Origin of the sequence: Oceanobacter sp. 3_MG-2023, from assembly GCF_030688925.1 — a bacterium.
Taxonomy (GTDB): Bacteria; Pseudomonadota; Gammaproteobacteria; order Pseudomonadales; family Oceanobacteraceae; genus Oceanobacter.
In genome coordinates this window covers 24,226-43,032 of sequence record NZ_JAUYVX010000004.1, presented here as the reverse complement: position 1 = coordinate 43,032, position 18,807 = coordinate 24,226, and the positions used below count along the sequence as shown (strand labels likewise).

Below are 18,807 nucleotides of genomic sequence, written 5' to 3'. Positions count from 1 at the left end.
CAGACCCACAAACCCTGTACCCAGCACTCAGCCTGGAAGTGATTTGTTACGCGCTTCCGGCTGCTGTTTCATCAATACCAGCACCAGCAAAACCGCAGGAATCCCCAATGCAGCGGCGATAATAAAAAAGTCACTGTAACCCCAGCCATCAACAACCCAACCCGAAAAGCCACTGATAAACTTGCCCGGCAAGGTCATCAGCGAACTGAACAAGGCATATTGCGTTGCGGTATAACTCTTGTTTGCCAGGCTGGAGAGGTAAGCCACGAAGGCGGTGCTGGCAATCCCTCCGCTGAGATTATCAGCACTGATGACTACTGCCAGCCAACTGAGTGGCGGGCGACTGCCATCCCAGGTCATGGCCATCACAGCAAACAACAGGTTAGTACTCGCTACCAGGATTGCACCTAGCAGCAAAGGCCGGTACATGCCCCATTTGACAACCATAACACCACAGACACCCGACCCGACCACCGTCATCACAAAACCAAAAATTTTGGCGATGCGGGCAATGTCTGATTTGCTGTACCCCATATCCAGATAAAACGGATTGGCCATCACCCCCATGGTGATATCACTCAAACGAAAAACGGCGATAAACGACAGAATCAGCAACGCAAACCAGCCATTACGCTGGAAGAACTCCAGCAACGGGCAAATCACCGCCCCCAGCAGCCAACGCTGCCAGGCCGGACGTTGCATCAGATGCATAGGACGCCCGATCAAACGATCGATCAACTCAGCGTCCATGCGGCCACGTTGCTCTGCATCCAGGTGGTTGGGTTCGTCGCACCAGAACGTGGCGGCAATCCCCACCAGCATCAACGCTGCCATACCGATATAAGACCAGCTCCAGCTGTACCAGTCCGCCAAATACAAGGCTCCGGCTCCGGAAAACAGCAAGGCCACCCGATAACCAAAAATATAACTGGCCGACATGGCACCCTGATACTCATCGTCAACCGCTTCAATCCGGTACGCATCCAGCGCCACATCCTGGGTCGAAGAGGCAAACGCCACCAGGAAAGCAGAGGCCGCAATCCACCATAAATCCGTATGCGGGTCGAGCAGGCTCATCCACAACAAACCGCTGGCAATCCCTGCCTGCCCAACCAGAATCCAGCTGCGTCGCTGCCCAAGCCAACGGCTCAGCAAGGGGATACTGACTCGATCCACGACCGGTGCCCAGAATACCTTGATCGAGTAGGTCATACCGATCCAGGCAAAAAAGCCGATGGTCGTGCGCTCCACTTCCGCATCCCGCAACCAGGCTGTCAGGGTCGAAAACACCAACAAAAATGGCAGCCCGGCACCAAAACCCAACAAGGCAATCGCCAGTACCGGCTTACGGGTGTAAATTTTCCGGGCATCACGCCACCAGCCGAAAAAAGACGTCGAAGTCGTGGCAGAATCCAGGCTGGATTGAACAGAAGAGCGATCCGTTACCTTACGGTCAGACATCAGTCTTTGAAATTCTTGAACGCCAGCGGCATCTCGATGGAATCGTCATTACGAAACAGCGCCATCACCGCTTGCAAATCATCTCGCGCCTTACCTTGTACCCGCACCATCTCTCCCTGAATCGATGCCTGCACTTTTAATTTGCTGTCTTTGACAATCTTGACCATTTTACGAGCCAGGTCCTTGTCGATACCCTGACGCAAGGTCGCGATCATTTTGACCTGCTTGCCTGCACCGGCCAGATCGCCATATTCCAGACAGCTGACCTTGATCTTGCGCTTGATCAAAGAGCTTTCCAGCATGGGTTTCATCTGCTCGATCTGGAATTCCTCATTAGCCGTCAAGGTGACAGCAAAATCTTTTAACTCAAAGCTGGCATTAACCCCTTTAAAATCAAACCGAGTGGACAATTCCCGATTGGCCTGATCAACGGCATTCTGGGCTTCGTGTTTATCCACTTCGGAAACGACATCAAACGATGGCATTGGGCTTCTCCTGTCAATAACCTGTCAATAAATATATACAGTCATAAGCATGGCAATAAGCCGGACTGTATACCTCTGTCAGCACTGAAAAGCAAAAGTCATCCTCCCGCTCTGGCTCCAGCTCATCAAGCGACTTATAATCCTGCCATGACATTATCCATCGGCCTGCTTGGCCTGGGTGCCATTGGCACCGTCATGGCCAGCTACTGGCGTCAGCACCGTCTTTATGTGCTTGGCCGCTCACCACAATCCCCGACAATGGCCACCCCGCCGTTGGAACGTACCCTGCAATACGGGCCAGATATTCGTGCGAGTCATCCTGAATGGCCAGAGACCCTGACTCTGTCACTGCCACCATGGAACCATCAGCGGCTGGACTGGCTGGTGATCACCACCAAAGCCAGTGACACCCTGAATGCCCTGTTACCTTATGCCAGCAAACTGCATCAGGTTGACCGCATTTTGCTGCTACAAAACGGTATGGGCCAGCATGAACAAGTCGCTCACTGGCTCAAAGAACAAGGGCAGAGCTGCGAGCTCTGGCACGGCATCTCCACCGACGGCGCTTACCGCCTGGAAAACAACAGCGTCATATATGCCGGACTGGGTGATGTCTGGATTGGTCTGCCTTCGGCACAGGCAAATGGATTACCGCGACAGATCACCAGCCACTTGCCTCATACCCAGGTTGTCTCGGATATTCTTACACGGCAACGACAAAAGCTGGCAATTAACGCAGTGATCAATCCCCTGACCGCCTGCTACCGCTGCCTCAATGGCGCATTAATCAGCAACCCTGAATACCGTGCGCCGTTACACTCGTTGGCCATCGAAATAGAACAGCTGTATCAACATCAAGGCTGGCCATTACCAGATCAACTGCCAGAGCGGGTAACACAGATTGCCCTGTCGACGGCGGATAACCGCTCATCCAGCCTGCAAGACGTACTGGCCAACCGCCCAACCGAGCTGGATCATATTTGTGGCTATCTCTTGACCCAGGCCAGCGCGGCAAAAATCGATTTGCCCTTAACCCGGGCATTAATGGATCAGCTTAATATCCGCAGCGGCCTCCCCACCTAGGGACGCCCTTCCCTGCTTACAGGCAAACCACAGCCACAGACGGCGCCGGACTCGACGATTTTACTTTGCAATTCTTGACGCCTGCTATTACCACCGCTACTCTGCGCCCAGAATCAGGTGCCCATGGGCTGAATCATTCAGCCTCGGGTTAAACGGGAAGACCGGTGATGTAAAAACATAAACCGGCGCTGCCCCCGCAACGGTGATCGACCCATTCAATAACAGGTTCCTGCCCATACAGGACACTAGCCACTGCCGAGCCAGCCAACAGGCACCGGTGGGAAGGCGTTATGAACGAGCAGCATCTGCTCAGGTCGTCAGCCCGGATACCGGCCTGTTTTTATCAACCGACGTTGCGGAGGGCAGCGGGAGGGATTTGTGCCAATCGCCAATCGCCGCCCCGGCGATGTCTTCCGCCATCTTCGGAAGCAATGATTGCTTGCCTGGTCTGCTCCCCCTGCTCTTGCCGTTATATTCTGACCCGGTACTCAGGACTTCCATGACATTACGTTTGCCCTTCTGGTGTTATGCCTTTCGCAAGCCGTTGTCTTGCCACCTCCAACAGGCAAGGACACCATCGTTGTTGTCGAGCCTGATGTTGAGCCTGTTATTGTCTGCGCCTGCCAGTTTTGCCGATTCGGTAACCCCGACACACAACGATGATACAGACGATACGCCGGTCGCCGATGATGAGCTGGTTGTCTATGGCCATCAAGAACCCGCCGCAGACACCAGCTACCGACTCTACGATCAGCAAGCCCTGGCGGCTGGTTATCAGAACCTGGGGGAATTTCTAAGCCGTATCAACGGCCTGCAGGTGCAATCCCTGGGGGGGCTGGGCGACCCGGTACTGATTTCCATGCAAGGGGCTGATGCCAAACAAACCCGCCTACTGATCGATGGCGTTGACGTAACCACAGGTCAATACGGCCAGTACGATCTTAATGCCATCCCGCTGGCTTCCATTGAGCGAGTCGATGTCCTGACCAGCGGCAGCGATGCCGACGACAATGGCCTGATCAGTGATGAAGCGATCGGCGGTACCATCAACATCGTGACCCGTCGCAGCCCATCCAATACCAGCAGCAGGCCCACCCAACTATCCGCCGCGGCTGGCAGCTACGGTACGGCGACCCTGAATCTGCAACAACCGTTACGGACTCAGCCTCACAGCACTACAGATTTATTGATCGACCACCAACAAAGCGACAACAATTACCGCTACCCGGTGAGCAGCCCGGAAGACACCAGCCAACCAGCCGGACAACAACAAGCACTCAACAATGCCGCCTATCGTCGCGACCGCCTGACACTGAAACATCAGCAACCCGGCCTGTTTGCCAGCCTGTACTGGCAAGATGAATCCAAACAACTGCCACAGTATTATCGCAACTCCTCGAGTAACCGCTCCCGGCTGGACAGCAAGCAACTGGGCGTACAACTGTCGGGCAACTGGGGACAAGATTTTCGTCAGCACTGGCAACTCTGGCACTCGCTGAACCGCCAGGCATTTTACGATCCAACCGCAGTATTCGGTTATGTCGACAGCAACAACCGTTATCGCTACCAACACAGCGAAGCCAAACTTGGCAGCCAGGTACAATGGCACGCCTGGGATTTGGGCAGCAGTATCAAGATAAGCCAGCAGAGCTATCGCAGCCGCTACCTGATTGACAGCGACAGCGGTGATTGTGACTCCCTCAGCAGCCGCTGCGACCAATATTCCTGGCTGCGGCAAGTACAACTGAGTGGTCGGGCACAATGGCAAAACAGCGACAGTACACGCCAGTTCAGTATCAGTAGCAGCCACCACCAGCAAAACAGCCTGTTGCAAACCAGCGCTACCGATAGCAGCGACAGCGACAACACCCATCAGCAGCAGTCCTGGACCTCCGGGTTGGTCAGCCTGAAACAATACTGGCTCAGCGATACCGGCAACGGCCAGCTGCAACTAAGCTGGAAACAGGCACTCAGAATACCCAGTTTGTATGAACGCTTCGGCAACCGCGGCCTGACCCGGGGCAACGACGACCTTCAACCAGAGCAAAGCCAAACACTGTCGTTAAACATCAGCTGGAGCGGAGACTGGCAACAACGCCCCCAGCAGCTCAGCCTCAACCTGTTCCACCGCCAACTGGAAAACGCCATCGTCGCCGTGTATGACCCCTCAACCGGGGCTGGTCGCTATGAAAATACCAGTGATGCCACCATGGCCGGGCTGGAATGGCAGCTGCACAGTCAGCTCAACCGCCCTGTGACCGCAGCACCCGCAACAGAGAGCCTGGGGATGTGGCAATTGCAGCTGGCAGGCAGCCATTACCAAAGCCAGAGCAGCAGCGATATCGTTGGCTTTGATAACAAATACTTGCCCGGCATCTATCACCTGCGGCTGATTGCCGGATTACTCTGGCAATCCTCCATGACCACCCGGCACCACAGTATCGATCTCCATGCCGAGCTGGCTGACGACCTCTACCTCGACCGCTACAACAGCGTACCCGGGGATCAACGTCGCCTCTGGAACATCCATTACGGCTACCAATGGCCAGTGCCATCCAGACCGTCACTACTGCCGACCCACGCCGGTTTGCGGATTAACAACCTGTTTAATCACAGTTTTAACGACTTCAGTGGGCGCCCGGCTCGTGGCCGGGAATGGACACTGTACCTGAGCTACTCGCTTTGAATATTCATATCACCAGCAACCAACAAGTTTGCCAAACGACACCCAAGGAATTTTGTTATGCCTAACCGTCTGCCTGATCACCCAACAACATTATCCCGCACCTGTTTGTCCCCGTTCAGCACCGCCGGACTGCTTCTCTCTGCGACCCTGATGCTGAGTGGCTGTGCCGGTGACGACGACGACGCCCAACCCATTGCAGAAGGAGCCTATGCGGTACAAACCACCGCTGCCGACTACAGCAGTGGCCATGTTGCCATCGGCAATATCACCGGCGACCGCAGCGTCCAGCAACAATTATTCAGCGACACCAACACCAACTACACCATCACCAGCGAAGCCAACTGGCTATACCGGATTGGCCAATATTACGTCGATACCATCAGCCGCTACGACGCCACCGCCAGCCTCAGCAGCCCGGAATGGACCTACACCACCAACGATGATGGCGACAGCAGCGCCAACGTCTATACCCTGGTACATCAGGACGACCAATACGGCTGGCTGATGCGTTACGGCGCGGAAACAGCCTGGAAAGTCGACACCACCGCCAGCAGCGAAGACGACTTCAAGGTCGATACCATCGACTTGTCCGATTACAGCGTCAGCGGTTACAGCACCACACCGGGGATGGTCGATGCCGCCATCGACAACAACCAACTGTTTGTTCTGACCCAGCGTTACGGCTATGACGGCAACAACACCGCCTACGTCGTGGTGTACGACCTCGACACCCTTATTGAAATTGATACCGACACCAGCACCGATGGCCTGAAAGGCATTCCTCTGACCGTGACCAATCCCACCAGCATGGAACTGCTTAATGGCCAGCTGTATATCGCTGCCCGTGGTGACTACGACGACAATAGCGGCGGCGTCGATGTCATCGATACCACCACCTATGCGATCAGCAATATCATCGATGGCACCACCTTCGCCGATTTGAACGACACCAGCGTCTCACCGGCACAGTACTACCATGTCAAAGACATCACTGTTGTCAGCGAAGACAAGGCCTACGTCAATATCAATGTTGAAGCCGGATGGAGCACTGTTGCCAGCTACCTGTATGAAATCAGCCCCAACAGCAGCAGCGACCCGGTTGCCATTGATATCAACAGCCTGATGGCCAGCAACGTCAGCGACCCGGAAGACAGCTATACCCTCGGCGATATCACCCTGGATGAAAACCAGCGCCTGTGGGTCGGTATCACCAACGCTACCCAGCCTGGCCTGCTGGTGCTGGATACCGACACCAACAGTGTCAACGGTGACTTTATCAACCTCGATCTGGTGCCTGCCTCAATCACTTTCCTGACGGATGAAGTGTCCGAGTAATACCTTTTGTCTGAGCCGTGGGGGCCGGCGCTGCCCGTACCCCACATCCCTCACTCTCCAAAACCCCCAAAACCCCAGCCATATCCATCCGTGCCCGCTACCTGCACCCTTTTCTCCCTGGTGACCTGCCCCGTCCGTGCCCAAACCGGCCCTGTCCGTATCCTTTGACGGTATCCATCAGGCCCACACATCAAGACCACAAAAGTCACTACCGCCAATATGGCCAGATATATCTGACAACCACATACCCGAGTGACAATATTTGTCACATTGTACTCAACTGGATACCCCGTTTTTCTGCAAGGCAGGCGATTCAATCAACGCCCACCGATGGTTTAGCGAACCAGGTCACATAAACCTGTTTATTTCAGCCAAAATATACTTGGCACGATATTAGCTTGATATTCTATGTATGCGTATCCAGTGATAGACGCACAGAAGCCAGTGGCTTGAGTCCGGGAAGACCCCCTCTTCAATTTCCCGAACTCACCAAGTGCTTCGACAACGAAGTGTTGGGATGTTTTGGGATGTTTCCCATGGCAAAACCCCTCATAATAGTCATCGCATAACACGTGTAATATTGCACAACCCTAAAATTTTGAGAGTGGAGACTTCCATGAAAACGATGCAAAAAGGTTTTACCCTGATTGAATTGATGATCGTAATTGCGATCATCGGTATTTTGGCCGCTGTGGCGATTCCTCAGTATCAGGATTATATCCTGCGTACTGAAGCCACCAACTCCCTGTCGGCTGCACGCCCACTGCAGTTGTCAGTTAGTGAATACGCCGCACGTTACTCTGCACTGCCTACTGACTGCGCTGCACTGACTGCTTACACTGGTGTGTCTTGTACTGCTACCGAGCACGCAGCTGGTAATGTTGCCTCAATTGCAGTGGGTAGCAAAGGCGTACTGACCATTACTTTTGGCGCAACAACTGCCGGTGTTCCAGCCGATATCGCTGGGGACGCCTATACTCTGACACCTACCCGTGCTTCTGCTAACGGTTCTGTTACCTGGGCTTCTGCTGTTGACTCTCTCGACGCCAAATACCTGCCACGTGTGAACTAAAACACCTGAGCAGTCAAAGGCCCGCTTCGGCGGGCTTTTTTATAGGCTACGCTTGAGTTTATGAGACTTTCATCACACGTAAACCCTCTATCAACGTCAGGAATTTATATGAAAACAATCGCCGCTGGTTTTACCCTGATTGAGTTGATGATTGTTATCGCGATTATTGGCATTCTCGCCGCAGTCGCCATCCCCCAATACAACGAATATATCCTGCGCACCGAAGCCACTCGCTCCCTGCATGTGCTGCGGCCATTACAATTACAAGTCACCGAATACGCCTCCCGTTTTTCGGCCCTGCCCACCACCGCCGCGGCGCTCACCACGCACTTTGGTATCTCCGATGTGCCAGAAGACCACGGTGCCAGCAATGTGGAATCCGTTACAATCGGTGCCAACGGTCTGCTCACCGCCCAATTTGGTTCGGTTGCCGATGGTGTTCCCGTTGATATTGCGGGCAAGACCTATTCCATCAAGCCAGACCGGAGTTCTGCAGGCCAAATCAGCTGGTCAGCCATTGCCGGTACGCTGGAATATAAATATCTGCCACGAATGAATTAAAACTGTTTACCAGTCGTTGTCTTTCATATCCTGATACTGGTACAGAACGTATGGCTTTGATATGTTGCAACAAGGTTTTTTAAAGAGTATCAATGACATGGCCGTTCTGACTGGCATTTCGAAACGACTGGTTGAACACAACCTGCTCTCACGAGAACAAGCAGAAGAATTGCTGCTTGATGCTCGCGAGAAGAAGACCGGTTTTATCGCCACCGTCGCGGATTCGGGCAAGCTCTCTACCTCAATACTGGCCACGGTGACCGCAGAAGAGTTTGGCTTGCCGGTTATGTCTCTGGATGCTTACGACCTGGAAGTGATGCCACAGGAACTGCTGAGCGGCGAACTGATAGCCAAATACCGTGTTATCCCGTTAATGGTCAGAGGCACGCGCCTGTTTGTTGCCCAGAGTGACCCCTCTCAAATCCAGGCCATCGATGAGATCAAGTTCAGCACCGGCATGACGGTTGAACCTGTGATTGTTGAGCATGATGTATTACACCGCTTGATTGAAAAAATCGCCGCAGCCAATGACTCCAGTATGGGCGATCTTGATGCTGAACTGGATGACGTCGATCTGGAAGACCCGGACGCTGCCGACAAGGCCCAGGAAACGGCGACATCCTCTGGAGAAGACGACGCCCCGATCGTGCGTTTTGTAAACAAAATGCTGCTCGATGCTATCAAGATGGGCTCGTCCGATATTCACTTTGAACCCTATGAAAAACGTTATCGGGTACGTTACCGCACCGATGGCATATTACACGAAGTCGCCAGTCCACCAGTCACGCTGACCGGCAAGATTGCTGCCCGGCTCAAGGTGATGTCACAGATGGATATTTCCGAGCGACGGGTTCCCCAGGATGGCCGTATCAAGATGCGGCTTTCCAAAAGCAAGGCCATTGATTTCCGCGTTAATACGCTGCCGACCCTGTTTGGCGAAAAAATCGTGTTACGGATTCTCGACCCCTCGTCAGCCCAGCTGGGTATCGATATGTTGGGTTATGAGCCGTTACAGAAAGAGCTGTATATGCACGCCCTGTCGAAACCCCAGGGGATGATTCTGGTGACAGGCCCTACCGGCTCTGGCAAAACCGTATCACTGTATACCGGCCTGAATATCCTTAACGTTGAAGGCACCAATATTTCAACCGCGGAAGACCCTGCCGAAATCAACCTGGAAGGGGTTAACCAGTGTAACGTCAGTGCCAAGGTCGGCCTCGACTTTGCTGCCGCGTTACGCTCTTTCTTGCGTCAGGACCCGGATGTCATCATGGTAGGGGAAATCCGGGACCTGGAAACTGCCCAGATCGCCATCAAGGCAGCACAGACTGGTCACCTGGTGTTATCAACCCTGCACACCAACAATGCCCCGGAAACCATCACCCGTCTGGCCAATATGGGGGTGCCATCATTCAATATTGCCACCTCGGTCTCCCTGATTATTGCCCAGCGGTTGGCACGACGGCTATGCAAGTCCTGTAAGATACCAGCCGATATCCCCAGGGAAGCCCTGCTTGAAACCGGCTTTACCGAAGAAATGCTCGAAAACGCAGAAATTTATCAGCCCGTTGGCTGTGATCAATGCAAGCACGGCTATAAAGGTCGTGTCGGAATTTACGAAGTGGTTAAAATAACCGATGCCTTGTCTCGTATTATCATGGAGGGAGGCAACTCGATTGAAATTGCTGATGTTGCCCGCCAGGAAGGCTTTAACGACTTACGCACATCTGCCCTACAAAAGGTCGCCCAAGGTGTTACCAGCCTTGAAGAAGCCAATCGAGTGACAACAGACTAACCAGCGGCTGCTATCTTTGGTAGCCAAATGATTTTGCAGAGGCGTTCCAGCAGTTATGGCCAAGCAAGCAAAGAGTATTGATTTTGTCTGGGAAGGCGTCAACAAACGCGGCCAGAAAATAAATGGTTCCCTGTCCGGCCAGAATCTGGCCGTGGTCAAGGCCCAGCTGCGCAAGCAGGGTATTCAGCCCGGCAAGGTCAAGCGCGCACCCCAACCGTTATTTGGCCTCGGTGGCGGTGCTGCCAAAGGCAAAAAAATCAAAACAGCTGACATCAGCTTTTTTACCCGCCAAATGGCCACCATGATCAAGGCCGGGGTACCACTGGTACAGTCGTTCGAGATTGTCTCCGATGGGGTCGATAACCCCAATATGAAAGACCTGATCCTGAAGCTGCGTGATACCGTATCCGCCGGTAATGATTTTGCCTCGGCACTGAAAGAGCATCCCCAGTATTTTGATGAGCTGACCTGCAACCTGGTGGAATCCGGTGAGCAATCCGGTGCGCTGGAAACCATGCTCGACAAGGTGGCTATCTACAAAGAGAAATCCGAAGCACTGAAGTCCAAAATCAAAAAAGCCATGGGGTATCCCATTACTGTGGTAGTGATCGCGGCTATTGTTACCGCGATTCTGCTGATCAAGGTAGTGCCAACCTTTGATGCCATGTTTAAAAACTTCGGCGCTGAGTTACCGGCTCCCACCCAGTTTGTCGTCTTTTTGTCTGAGGTTATGCAAGCCTATTGGCTGTACACCCTGGGAGTAATTGTGGCTCTGGTTACCGCATTCAAGCATATGATGAGAACCTCCCAGACGTTCCGCGACCAGATGGATTATCTGACTCTGAAACTACCTGTCTTTGGCGATATCATGCACAAGGCCGCAGTGGCTCGTTTTGCCCGGGTATTATCAACCACCTTTGCCGCCGGTGTACCACTGGTTGAGGCACTGGAATCCGTTGCCGGTGCCGTGGGTAACAAACTCTACCGGGATGCGGTACTGGAAGTGCGTCAGGAAGTGGCTACCGGCCAGCAAATGCACTTTGCCATGCGTTCTACCGGTGTATTCCCGAATATGGTGGTACAGATGACCAGTATCGGTGAAGAATCCGGTGCCCTGGATGCCATGCTGGATAAAGCTGCCGAATATTATGAAACCGAGGTGGATGAGTCGGTCGATGGCCTGACCGCCATGATGGAGCCGATGATTATGGCATTCCTCGGGGTGGTTATTGGTGGTTTGATTATCGCCATGTACTTGCCGATTTTCCAAATGGGATCGGTCATGTAACCATGGAAAATCTATCACAACTGTTTGCCCTGATCGGCAGTCACTGGCTGCTGCAGGTTCTGTTTATTGGTGTGCTGGGGTTATTACTCGGCAGTTTTATGAATGTGGTTATTCTGCGCTTGCCAATCATGATGTTCCGGGCCTGGAAGCTGGAATGCCAGGATATCGACCAGCTGCCAGCTCACCCGGCACTGGATGATCTGGACAAACCGTATAACCTGGTAACGCCTCATTCCCATTGCCCCAAGTGCCAAACGCCCGTCAAGGCCTGGCAGAATATTCCGCTCCTCAGCTTTTTCCTGTTAAAGGGCCGCTGCGCTGGCTGTGCCAACCCGATTGGCTGGCGCTACCCCATCGTTGAACTGGTCACTGCGCTATTCAGCCTGACGCTGATCATCGCCTTTCCCTGGGGCTGGCAGCTGGCCGCCATGCTGGTGTTTACCTGGCTGCTGATTACCATGTCGGTAATTGATATTGACCATCAGATCCTGCCCGATACGCTGACACTGGGATTACTCTGGCTGGGCTTGCTGGTGAATACCCAGGGGCTGTTTACCGATCTGAACTCTGCTGTATGGGGAGCTGCCATTGGTTATCTCAGCCTCTGGTCGGTGTTCTGGCTGTTCAAGCTGGTCACCGGCAAAGAAGGCATGGGTTTTGGTGATTTCAAACTACTGGCAGCACTGGGAGCTTGGTTGGGCTACCAAAGTATCCTGCTGATTATTTTACTGTCGTCCGCCGTGGGCGCAGTGGTTGGCATTGCCGGGGTGATTATTCTTGGCCGCGACAAAAACCTGCCTATCCCGTTTGGCCCCTATCTGGCCATGGCTGGCTGGATTGCGGCCTTGTGGGGGAATGACCTGATTCATTGGTACCTGGGCGGTATGCACTGATTCCCGATGAAACGACAGACAGGAGCCATGCCATTGAACTGGGTATTGGGCATTACGGGTGGTATCGGTTGTGGCAAAACCGCCGCTTCGGACTATCTTGCCAATAAAGGCATCCATGTGGTTGATTCTGACCAGGTCGCCCGCCAGGTTGTTGAACCCGGCCAACCGGCTTGGCAGGCGATTGTGGCGCACTTTGGTGACGAAGTACTGCAGCCCGACCAGCAACTGAATCGCGCCTGGTTACGCAGCCGGATCTTCGAACATCCACAAGAGCGCCACTGGCTGGAGCAACAGACTCACCCCGTCATACGCCAGCACACGCTGCAACAACTGGCGCAGGCGGCGGGGCCGTATGCCGTTCTGGCATCACCCTTGTTATTCGAGAGTGGCCAGCAGGCGCTGGTGCATCGTACCTTGGTGATTGACCTGCCAGAATCCCTGCAGCTGCAACGCGCCAGCCAGCGTGATGACAATTCCGAAGAACAGATCCGCCGTATCATCAAAGCGCAGATCAGCCGGAATGAGCGATTACAACGGGCGGATGACATTATCGATAATTCTGGCCCGCTGACAGACCTGCAGCAGCAACTCGACCAGCTGCATCAAGGCTATCTGTCGTTGGCGTCTTCGGTACGACCCTCTTAAACATCACAGGACAACGACCATTGATTCGCCAGACGAGGCATCCAGCATGAGCAATTCCCCCACCGCCACACCGACCACCAGCCATTCTGCCGCCAACGATGCCGTGCTGGCGGTTGAATGTCCGACCTGCCAGAAATCCGTTCCCTGGACAGCCGCCAGCCGATTCCGGCCATTTTGTTGTGAGCGGTGCCAGCTGATTGACCTGGGGGAGTGGGCCAGTGAATCCCATCGGATTCCCGGCAGTCAGGATGAGAATGATTTGATGTCGGACGACTTGTATTAATACACCGCAGTGAATCACGGCCTGCAGACGAAGCGCTGGCCAGGCAGAACCCAGCCAGCAGCGACATTGGTCTGGCGCTGTTATTGACGCATATCCACCAACTTGGCGCTGATGTTTTGGCAACCTGTATGCTCAAAACACAGCGTCAACGGTAACGACCCTCCAATAGCGGCAGGCAAGGGTTGTTTCAGCCCAAACAACATCAGATGCAAACCACCGGGTTTCAGGGTAACCACACGTCCAGCAGGAATATCCAACCCATTAATCTGACGCATTTTCATCACCCCGTCTTCATGGATGTGTGTGTGTATTTCGATATGGTCAGTCCAGCTGGATTTGGCACTCACCAAACGATCCGGTTTGGCACTCTTGTTGGTCAACGTCATGAACGCGGCGCTCATGGTTCGTCCTGGAATGGGTGCGCGTACCGTGGCATGACTGATGTCCAGCTTGCCACCGGCGCTATGCTCCACGCTTTCCATACCCTTCATATGACTCATATCATGGCCCTTGTCGTCGTGCTTGCCATCCGCCTGTACAGTCAGACTGGTGGCAGCCAATACCAGTGCCAGACTGGCCCAGCGCAGCGAATTGACGCCGCGTTGGGCGATAGAAAGAGGCTGGCTGTGAGTCGATAACGGGCGCACCTGGCGGCAACGAATCATAACGGTATCCTTGGTTGTCTTTATTAATAGTATTTATTGATAAGCTGGCGAGTATAACAAGCAAACCAAGGGATGCTGGTGACCGCCATCACGGCATACAGCGACAAAATGTCACAGGCTGAAGTCAGCCTCACCGGTACAGCGTGATGCCGCCCCGGCCTTGCCGCTCCACTGGACGCTTGTGGATATTTTCGGCACACTCCGCGCTTTGCCGTGAGTCCGGGTTAACGTATTTCCTGATGACTCCCCGGCCCAGCATCGGAGACAGATCATGAGTCAATGGGTTCAACTGCGCATTCAAGCCAAGGCAGCACAAGTAGAAGCCTGTGAAAACGCCCTGCTGGCTCTGGGAGCCTTGTCAGTGACTCTGCAAGACAATGCCGACCAACCGATTCTGGAGCCTGAACTGGGCACGACGCCGATATGGGACGACACCCAGATTATCGGTCTGTTTGATGCCGAGACCCATACCGATGCTGTAGTGGAACAATTTCCGCTGATGTTTGCTGCCGAAGGCGGCAGTGGCCCGGTTGACTTGTTGTGGGAGCAGGTCGAAGACAAGGACTGGGTCCGAGCCTGGATGGATACCTATAAACCCATGCAATTTGGCCCACGACTGTGGGTCTGTCCAAGCTGGTGCAAGCCACCCCAGCCAGATGCCGTTAATCTGATGCTCGACCCCGGCCTTGCCTTCGGCACCGGCACCCACCCAACCACCGCCCTGTGCTTGCGCTATCTGGATGAACAGATCCAGGGGAATGAACTGGTGGTCGACTTTGGTTGTGGCAGCGGCATTCTGGGTATGGCGGCACTCCTGCTGGGAGCCAGTTCGATGGTGGGTATCGATATCGACCCCCAGGCACTGACCGCTACCCGCGACAACGCCCAACGTAATGATATAGCGCCAGAGCGCTTTGAGGTGTACTTGCCACCGCAAGCACCTGCGATTCAGGCAGATGTCACCGTGGCCAATATTCTGGCCGGGCCATTAAACGAACTGGCACCGGTTCTGGCCCAATTAACACGCGCCGGTGGTAAATTAGCGCTGTCCGGCCTGCTCTCACAGCAGGCAGACGAGGTTATTCAGCGTTATAACGAGTGGTTTGTGATGGATACACCAAAGCAACAAGAAGATTGGGTTATTATCTCTGGCACCCGTCGCCAGGGATAGGCCGCCGCTTGCTGAGTCCGTTTGGCAGTGCCGACCAGGAGCACGGAGCTCACGCGCCCATCCGATCGCCTGCCTTGTAGCAGCCACTTGATACACACCATAGGGTATCAAGTGGCCAAAGCATCCCGGCATTCGCCATTGGCGCATTTACTGTTTTGAACAACCGGAATAACCCTGAGGATTCATCATGGCCACGCATGTGACTCGCTGCCCACATTGCCAAACCAGTTTTCGCGTCCGCGACGAACACCTCACGATCGCCAAAGGCAATGTCCGCTGTGGCTCTTGCCTGCAGATTTTCAATGCCCTGAACCATCTGGTCAGCCCGACCGATGAAGACGCTCTCAAATCAACCAAACCCAACACCGGCACACCCAACGTATCAGCCCCCAAAGCAGCAGCAACCAACACCGCCAGACCACGGACTGACCAGACCATCGCCGGAGCGGCAGCGGCTGCCGCGATGGCAGCGGCCGCCGCCAAACCCGGTAAAGACAGACCGAACACATCCAAAGCGACAGTCACTCCTTCTGGTGACACCTCATCCACCCCTGCGGCTACTCCGACACCCGCAGCCAGTGACACCGATGCATTGGGTTCCATCAACCTCGAGTCCCAGCAAGAAGTCTCCACCGACGAATTGCTCGACAGCCTGTTTGGCAGCGCCAGTAATGACCAGGAAAACCAGGACGACGGTCTGGAATTTCTTGATACCGATAAGCTCGACGGTTTCGACAACTCAATCACTCTGGAAAGTCAAAGCCATGCACAACCCAGCCATCAACCGGATGAGCAACACAACAGCCAGCCTGAGAACGAACAGCCAGACGACGACGATGACGATGACCTGCTGATCCACGACGACATGGATCAACCGGATGATAACGACGCTATTGCCGATGACCCCTTTGCTGATCTTGGTCTGCGGGAACCCGAATACCTCGACCGTCCGGCACCCAGCTCCAGTCTTGATATTGACGACTCGCTGATCGATCTCGATATCATGGGCACCTCCCCGCTGAGCTACGATGTCAGCCTGCAAGAAGAAATCGAAGAAGAAGACGATACTGATGAGGACGATGACGAAGCCTGGGCCAGAGCGTTACTGAATGACGACGACGATAACGAACCACCAGCAGAAATTACTCGCGAACTGGGTTTGTCTGACACCAGCAAGGCAGCGCCACGTCAACGCCCCCCTGCCCCCAACGTGGCAGCGGCTGCCACTACAACCACTGCCAGCAGCACGCTCAACCAGAGCAAACCGGCCATCAGTTTTGAACTGGCCCCGGTACAGCCCGCGGACTCAAACGACCATGACACGCCCGAAAACAGCTTGCCACCCGGTTTCGGACAACCGTCACGCCATCAGGAATTGGCTGGCAATATCCATGCAACACCCTTACAGCTCGATACCGACAAGCAAAAACGGGCAGAAACCGGCTGGCTGATTGCCGCCATGGTGTTACTGGTACTGCTGGCTGGGCAAGTGCTGTATTTCAACTTTGACCAGTGGTCAAGAAGCCCTGGCACACGCCCTCTGTATCAAACCATCTGTTCCGTACTTGGCTGTCAGTTACCCCATGTTCAGGATGTCCGCACCATGTCGACCCGCAACCTGGTGGTACGTACTCACCCGACCATTGCCAACGCCCTGATTGTCGATACTCTGCTGCTGAACAACTCGGAATTTGAGCAGCCGTTCCCGGATCTGGTACTGATTTTCCGCGACCTGAATGAAAACGTTATTGCCAGTCGCCAATTCACCCCCGCCGAATATCTGGCCGGAGAGGTAGCAGGGCAACACAGCATGCCCGGCAGAACACCAGTACATATTGCCCTGGAGATTCTTGACCCTGGTCAAAATGCCGTCAGCTACGCGGTACAACTGGTAGACAATCAGTAATTCCGGAATAACCACAGGCTGTAAGAAAAATGCCATATTTGTTGGCAAAGTGGCCTTTATTCAACGGATTCATCCGAGTATGATAGCGCCACTTTTTTCCGCACACTTTTTGATCAGTCCATAGCTATCCATGCCCACAATTGGTAAATACACGCTAACCAGCCCCGCCGTGCTGGCACCGATGGCGGGGGTCACTGACCTTCCGTTTCGACGCCTGTGTCGACGTCTCGGAGCTGGCCTGGTAGTTGGTGAAATGATCGCCGCCAACCCCGACCTGCGCGCGACCCGCAAGTCGCGACAGCGGCTCGATCACAGTGGCGAACCCGAGCCGATTGCTATCCAGATTGCCGGGGGAGACCCCGAATCGCTGGCAGAAGGTGCGCGTTATGCTGTGGCCCAAGGGGCTCATATTGTCGATATCAATATGGGCTGCCCGGCCAAAAAGGTGTGTAACAAGGCCGCCGGTTCAGCGCTGATGAAAGACGAAGGTCTGGTGCGTGAAATTCTACAAGCCGTTGTTGCTGCCGTCGACGTACCCGTCACGCTGAAAATGCGGACGGGCTGGGCACCCGAACACCGTAATGCCGACGTCATTGCCAGCATGGCAGAAGCACTCGGCATTCAGTCTCTGGCCGTTCATGGCCGCACCCGGGCCTGCGGCTACAAGAATACCGTTGAGTACGACACCATACGGGCAGTCAAGCAATCAGTATCGATTCCGGTATTTGCCAATGGTGATATCACCACACCGCAAAAAGCGGTTGAGGTCATGCATTATACCGGTGCCGACGGTGTGTTGATTGGTCGCGCCGCCCAGGGAAACCCCTGGATCTTTCAGCAGATCAATCAGTTTCTGGCCACCGGAGCCGAACCGGAAGCACCACCGCCAAACGAAATTTATCAAACCTTGCAAGCCCACCTGCAAGCCCTGTACGCCTTTTATGGCGATTATCTCGGGCTGCGTATCGCTCGCAAGCATGTTGGCTGGTATATCGCCAGACAACCCGGTAGCGAAGACTTTCGCCGCCAGTTCAACCAATTGGATTCCATTGACGAACAAGGACACGCCGTTCGTCAGTTTTTCCTGGGGATCAGGAACTCGAGGGAGATTGCCGCATGAATACCCAAGCCTATATCAAGAAGGTTGATACAGTGACCGAACCAGCAGAACAGCACATCCGACTGGAAACGCCAATGGCGTCCAACCAGACCCTGCGCGACAGTGTCGAACAGGCGTTACAGAACTATTTCGATCAACTGGATGGCCAGGATGTTGCCGGGATTTACGACATGGTCTTGTCAGAAGTAGAAGTTCCATTACTCGAAACGGTAATGAAATATACCCGCGACAACCAAACCAAGGCATCCGTTGTGCTCGGTCTGAACCGTGGCACACTGCGTAAAAAACTCAAGCAGTACGGCATGCTTTAACCGGCATACAAACAGATCATAGCGGCTGCAAGGCCGCTTTTTGTTTT

At 54.2% G+C, this 18,807-nt stretch carries 17 protein-coding genes and 1 riboswitch; of the genes, 14 read left to right on the top strand and 3 right to left on the bottom strand.

Annotated elements, in window-relative coordinates; all coding sequences use genetic code 11:
- Nucleotides 1-27: 27 nt before the first annotated feature.
- Both Q8W32_RS04865 and Q8W32_RS04860 read right to left on the bottom strand, forming a co-directional pair.
- The gene (locus Q8W32_RS04865; protein ID WP_305413938.1) at nucleotides 28-1,461 is read right to left on the bottom strand and encodes an AmpG family muropeptide MFS transporter; all 1,434 of its coding nucleotides are present in this window, start codon (nucleotides 1,459-1,461) and stop codon (nucleotides 28-30) included.
- A complete protein-coding gene (locus Q8W32_RS04860) occupies nucleotides 1,461-1,946 on the bottom strand; it encodes a YajQ family cyclic di-GMP-binding protein (protein ID WP_303431794.1) in 486 nt (161 codons plus the stop codon). The genes Q8W32_RS04865 and Q8W32_RS04860 overlap by 1 nt, the downstream gene beginning before the upstream one ends.
- A gap of 147 nt (nucleotides 1,947-2,093) precedes the next feature.
- Here Q8W32_RS04860 and Q8W32_RS04855 point away from each other — a divergent pair, with 147 nt between their 5' ends.
- The 10 genes from Q8W32_RS04855 (at nucleotide 2,094) to yacG (ending at nucleotide 13,587) form a co-directional block, all read left to right on the top strand.
- The gene (locus tag Q8W32_RS04855; RefSeq protein ID WP_305413936.1) at nucleotides 2,094-3,029 is read left to right on the top strand and encodes a ketopantoate reductase family protein; all 936 of its coding nucleotides are present in this window, start codon (nucleotides 2,094-2,096) and stop codon (nucleotides 3,027-3,029) included.
- A gap of 98 nt (nucleotides 3,030-3,127) precedes the next feature.
- A riboswitch (cobalamin riboswitch) is annotated at nucleotides 3,128-3,382 on the top strand.
- Nucleotides 3,383-3,528: 146 nt separating this feature from the next.
- Nucleotides 3,529-5,715 (top strand): TonB-dependent receptor, encoded by a 2,187-nt coding sequence (locus Q8W32_RS04850; RefSeq protein ID WP_305413934.1) that lies wholly within the window; start codon nucleotides 3,529-3,531, stop codon nucleotides 5,713-5,715.
- 57 nt (nucleotides 5,716-5,772) lie between these two features.
- Nucleotides 5,773-7,050, top strand: coding sequence for a hypothetical protein (locus Q8W32_RS04845; protein ID WP_305413933.1), 1,278 nt, complete (start codon nucleotides 5,773-5,775; stop codon nucleotides 7,048-7,050).
- A gap of 616 nt (nucleotides 7,051-7,666) precedes the next feature.
- The gene (locus Q8W32_RS04840) at nucleotides 7,667-8,122 is read left to right on the top strand and encodes a pilin (protein WP_305413932.1); all 456 of its coding nucleotides are present in this window, start codon (nucleotides 7,667-7,669) and stop codon (nucleotides 8,120-8,122) included.
- 108 nt (nucleotides 8,123-8,230) lie between these two features.
- Nucleotides 8,231-8,683, top strand: coding sequence for a pilin (locus Q8W32_RS04835; protein WP_303431789.1), 453 nt, complete (start codon nucleotides 8,231-8,233; stop codon nucleotides 8,681-8,683).
- Between the two features lie 97 nt (nucleotides 8,684-8,780).
- Nucleotides 8,781-10,478, top strand: a complete 1,698-nt coding sequence (gene pilB / locus Q8W32_RS04830) for a type IV-A pilus assembly ATPase PilB (RefSeq protein ID WP_303431788.1) — start codon at nucleotides 8,781-8,783, stop codon at nucleotides 10,476-10,478.
- A gap of 55 nt (nucleotides 10,479-10,533) precedes the next feature.
- Nucleotides 10,534-11,766 carry a type II secretion system F family protein gene (locus Q8W32_RS04825; protein WP_305413931.1) on the top strand — a complete coding sequence of 411 codons (1,233 nt, stop codon included), beginning with the start codon at nucleotides 10,534-10,536 and terminating at the stop codon, nucleotides 11,764-11,766.
- Between the two features lie 2 nt (nucleotides 11,767-11,768).
- Nucleotides 11,769-12,659: an A24 family peptidase gene (locus Q8W32_RS04820; protein ID WP_303431786.1), complete on the top strand. Its 891-nt coding sequence runs from the start codon at nucleotides 11,769-11,771 to the stop codon at nucleotides 12,657-12,659.
- 6 nt (nucleotides 12,660-12,665) lie between these two features.
- Nucleotides 12,666-13,304, top strand: a complete 639-nt coding sequence (gene coaE, locus Q8W32_RS04815) for a dephospho-CoA kinase (protein ID WP_370693668.1) — start codon at nucleotides 12,666-12,668, stop codon at nucleotides 13,302-13,304.
- Between the two features lie 106 nt (nucleotides 13,305-13,410).
- Nucleotides 13,411-13,587 carry a DNA gyrase inhibitor YacG gene (yacG, locus tag Q8W32_RS04810; protein WP_370693331.1) on the top strand — a complete coding sequence of 59 codons (177 nt, stop codon included), beginning with the start codon at nucleotides 13,411-13,413 and terminating at the stop codon, nucleotides 13,585-13,587.
- Between the two features lie 80 nt (nucleotides 13,588-13,667).
- Here yacG and Q8W32_RS04805 read toward each other — a convergent pair whose 3' ends face one another.
- On the bottom strand, nucleotides 13,668-14,252 hold the full coding sequence (locus Q8W32_RS04805; RefSeq protein WP_305413929.1) for a copper chaperone PCu(A)C: 585 nt from the start codon (nucleotides 14,250-14,252) through the stop codon (nucleotides 13,668-13,670).
- Between the two features lie 271 nt (nucleotides 14,253-14,523).
- On the opposite strand from Q8W32_RS04805, the gene prmA reads away from it, so the two are divergent.
- The 4 genes from prmA to fis all read left to right on the top strand — a co-directional run bounded on the left by prmA (nucleotide 14,524) and on the right by fis (nucleotide 18,760).
- Nucleotides 14,524-15,423, top strand: a complete 900-nt coding sequence (gene prmA, locus Q8W32_RS04800; protein WP_303431783.1) for a 50S ribosomal protein L11 methyltransferase — start codon at nucleotides 14,524-14,526, stop codon at nucleotides 15,421-15,423.
- Between the two features lie 187 nt (nucleotides 15,424-15,610).
- Nucleotides 15,611-17,329 (top strand): DUF3426 domain-containing protein, encoded by a 1,719-nt coding sequence (locus Q8W32_RS04795; RefSeq protein ID WP_305413926.1) that lies wholly within the window; start codon nucleotides 15,611-15,613, stop codon nucleotides 17,327-17,329.
- A 130-nt stretch (nucleotides 17,330-17,459) separates the two neighbouring features.
- Nucleotides 17,460-18,449 carry a tRNA dihydrouridine synthase DusB gene (dusB, locus tag Q8W32_RS04790; RefSeq protein ID WP_305413923.1) on the top strand — a complete coding sequence of 330 codons (990 nt, stop codon included), beginning with the start codon at nucleotides 17,460-17,462 and terminating at the stop codon, nucleotides 18,447-18,449.
- The gene (fis, locus tag Q8W32_RS04785; RefSeq protein WP_370693329.1) at nucleotides 18,446-18,760 is read left to right on the top strand and encodes a DNA-binding transcriptional regulator Fis; all 315 of its coding nucleotides are present in this window, start codon (nucleotides 18,446-18,448) and stop codon (nucleotides 18,758-18,760) included. The genes dusB and fis overlap by 4 nt, the downstream gene beginning before the upstream one ends.
- Nucleotides 18,761-18,807 lie beyond the last annotated feature (47 nt).

Coding starts and splice junctions, on each gene's coding strand:
- Q8W32_RS04825 (WP_305413931.1), top strand. CDS start 10,534: ATGGCCAAGCAAGCAAAGAGTATTGATTTTGTCTGGGAAGGCGTCAAC.
- fis (WP_370693329.1), top strand. CDS start 18,446: ATGAATACCCAAGCCTATATCAAGAAGGTTGATACAGTGACCGAACCA.
- prmA (WP_303431783.1), top strand. CDS start 14,524: ATGAGTCAATGGGTTCAACTGCGCATTCAAGCCAAGGCAGCACAAGTA.
- Q8W32_RS04850 (WP_305413934.1), top strand. CDS start 3,529: ATGACATTACGTTTGCCCTTCTGGTGTTATGCCTTTCGCAAGCCGTTG.
- coaE (WP_370693668.1), top strand. CDS start 12,666: ATGAAACGACAGACAGGAGCCATGCCATTGAACTGGGTATTGGGCATT.
- Q8W32_RS04805 (WP_305413929.1), bottom strand. CDS start 14,252: ATGATTCGTTGCCGCCAGGTGCGCCCGTTATCGACTCACAGCCAGCCT.
- Q8W32_RS04795 (WP_305413926.1), top strand. CDS start 15,611: ATGGCCACGCATGTGACTCGCTGCCCACATTGCCAAACCAGTTTTCGC.
- Q8W32_RS04860 (WP_303431794.1), bottom strand. CDS start 1,946: ATGCCATCGTTTGATGTCGTTTCCGAAGTGGATAAACACGAAGCCCAG.
- Q8W32_RS04820 (WP_303431786.1), top strand. CDS start 11,769: ATGGAAAATCTATCACAACTGTTTGCCCTGATCGGCAGTCACTGGCTG.
- Q8W32_RS04865 (WP_305413938.1), bottom strand. CDS start 1,461: ATGTCTGACCGTAAGGTAACGGATCGCTCTTCTGTTCAATCCAGCCTG.
- Q8W32_RS04835 (WP_303431789.1), top strand. CDS start 8,231: ATGAAAACAATCGCCGCTGGTTTTACCCTGATTGAGTTGATGATTGTT.
- Q8W32_RS04845 (WP_305413933.1), top strand. CDS start 5,773: ATGCCTAACCGTCTGCCTGATCACCCAACAACATTATCCCGCACCTGT.
- Q8W32_RS04840 (WP_305413932.1), top strand. CDS start 7,667: ATGAAAACGATGCAAAAAGGTTTTACCCTGATTGAATTGATGATCGTA.
- pilB (WP_303431788.1), top strand. CDS start 8,781: ATGGCCGTTCTGACTGGCATTTCGAAACGACTGGTTGAACACAACCTG.
- Q8W32_RS04855 (WP_305413936.1), top strand. CDS start 2,094: ATGACATTATCCATCGGCCTGCTTGGCCTGGGTGCCATTGGCACCGTC.
- dusB (WP_305413923.1), top strand. CDS start 17,460: ATGCCCACAATTGGTAAATACACGCTAACCAGCCCCGCCGTGCTGGCA.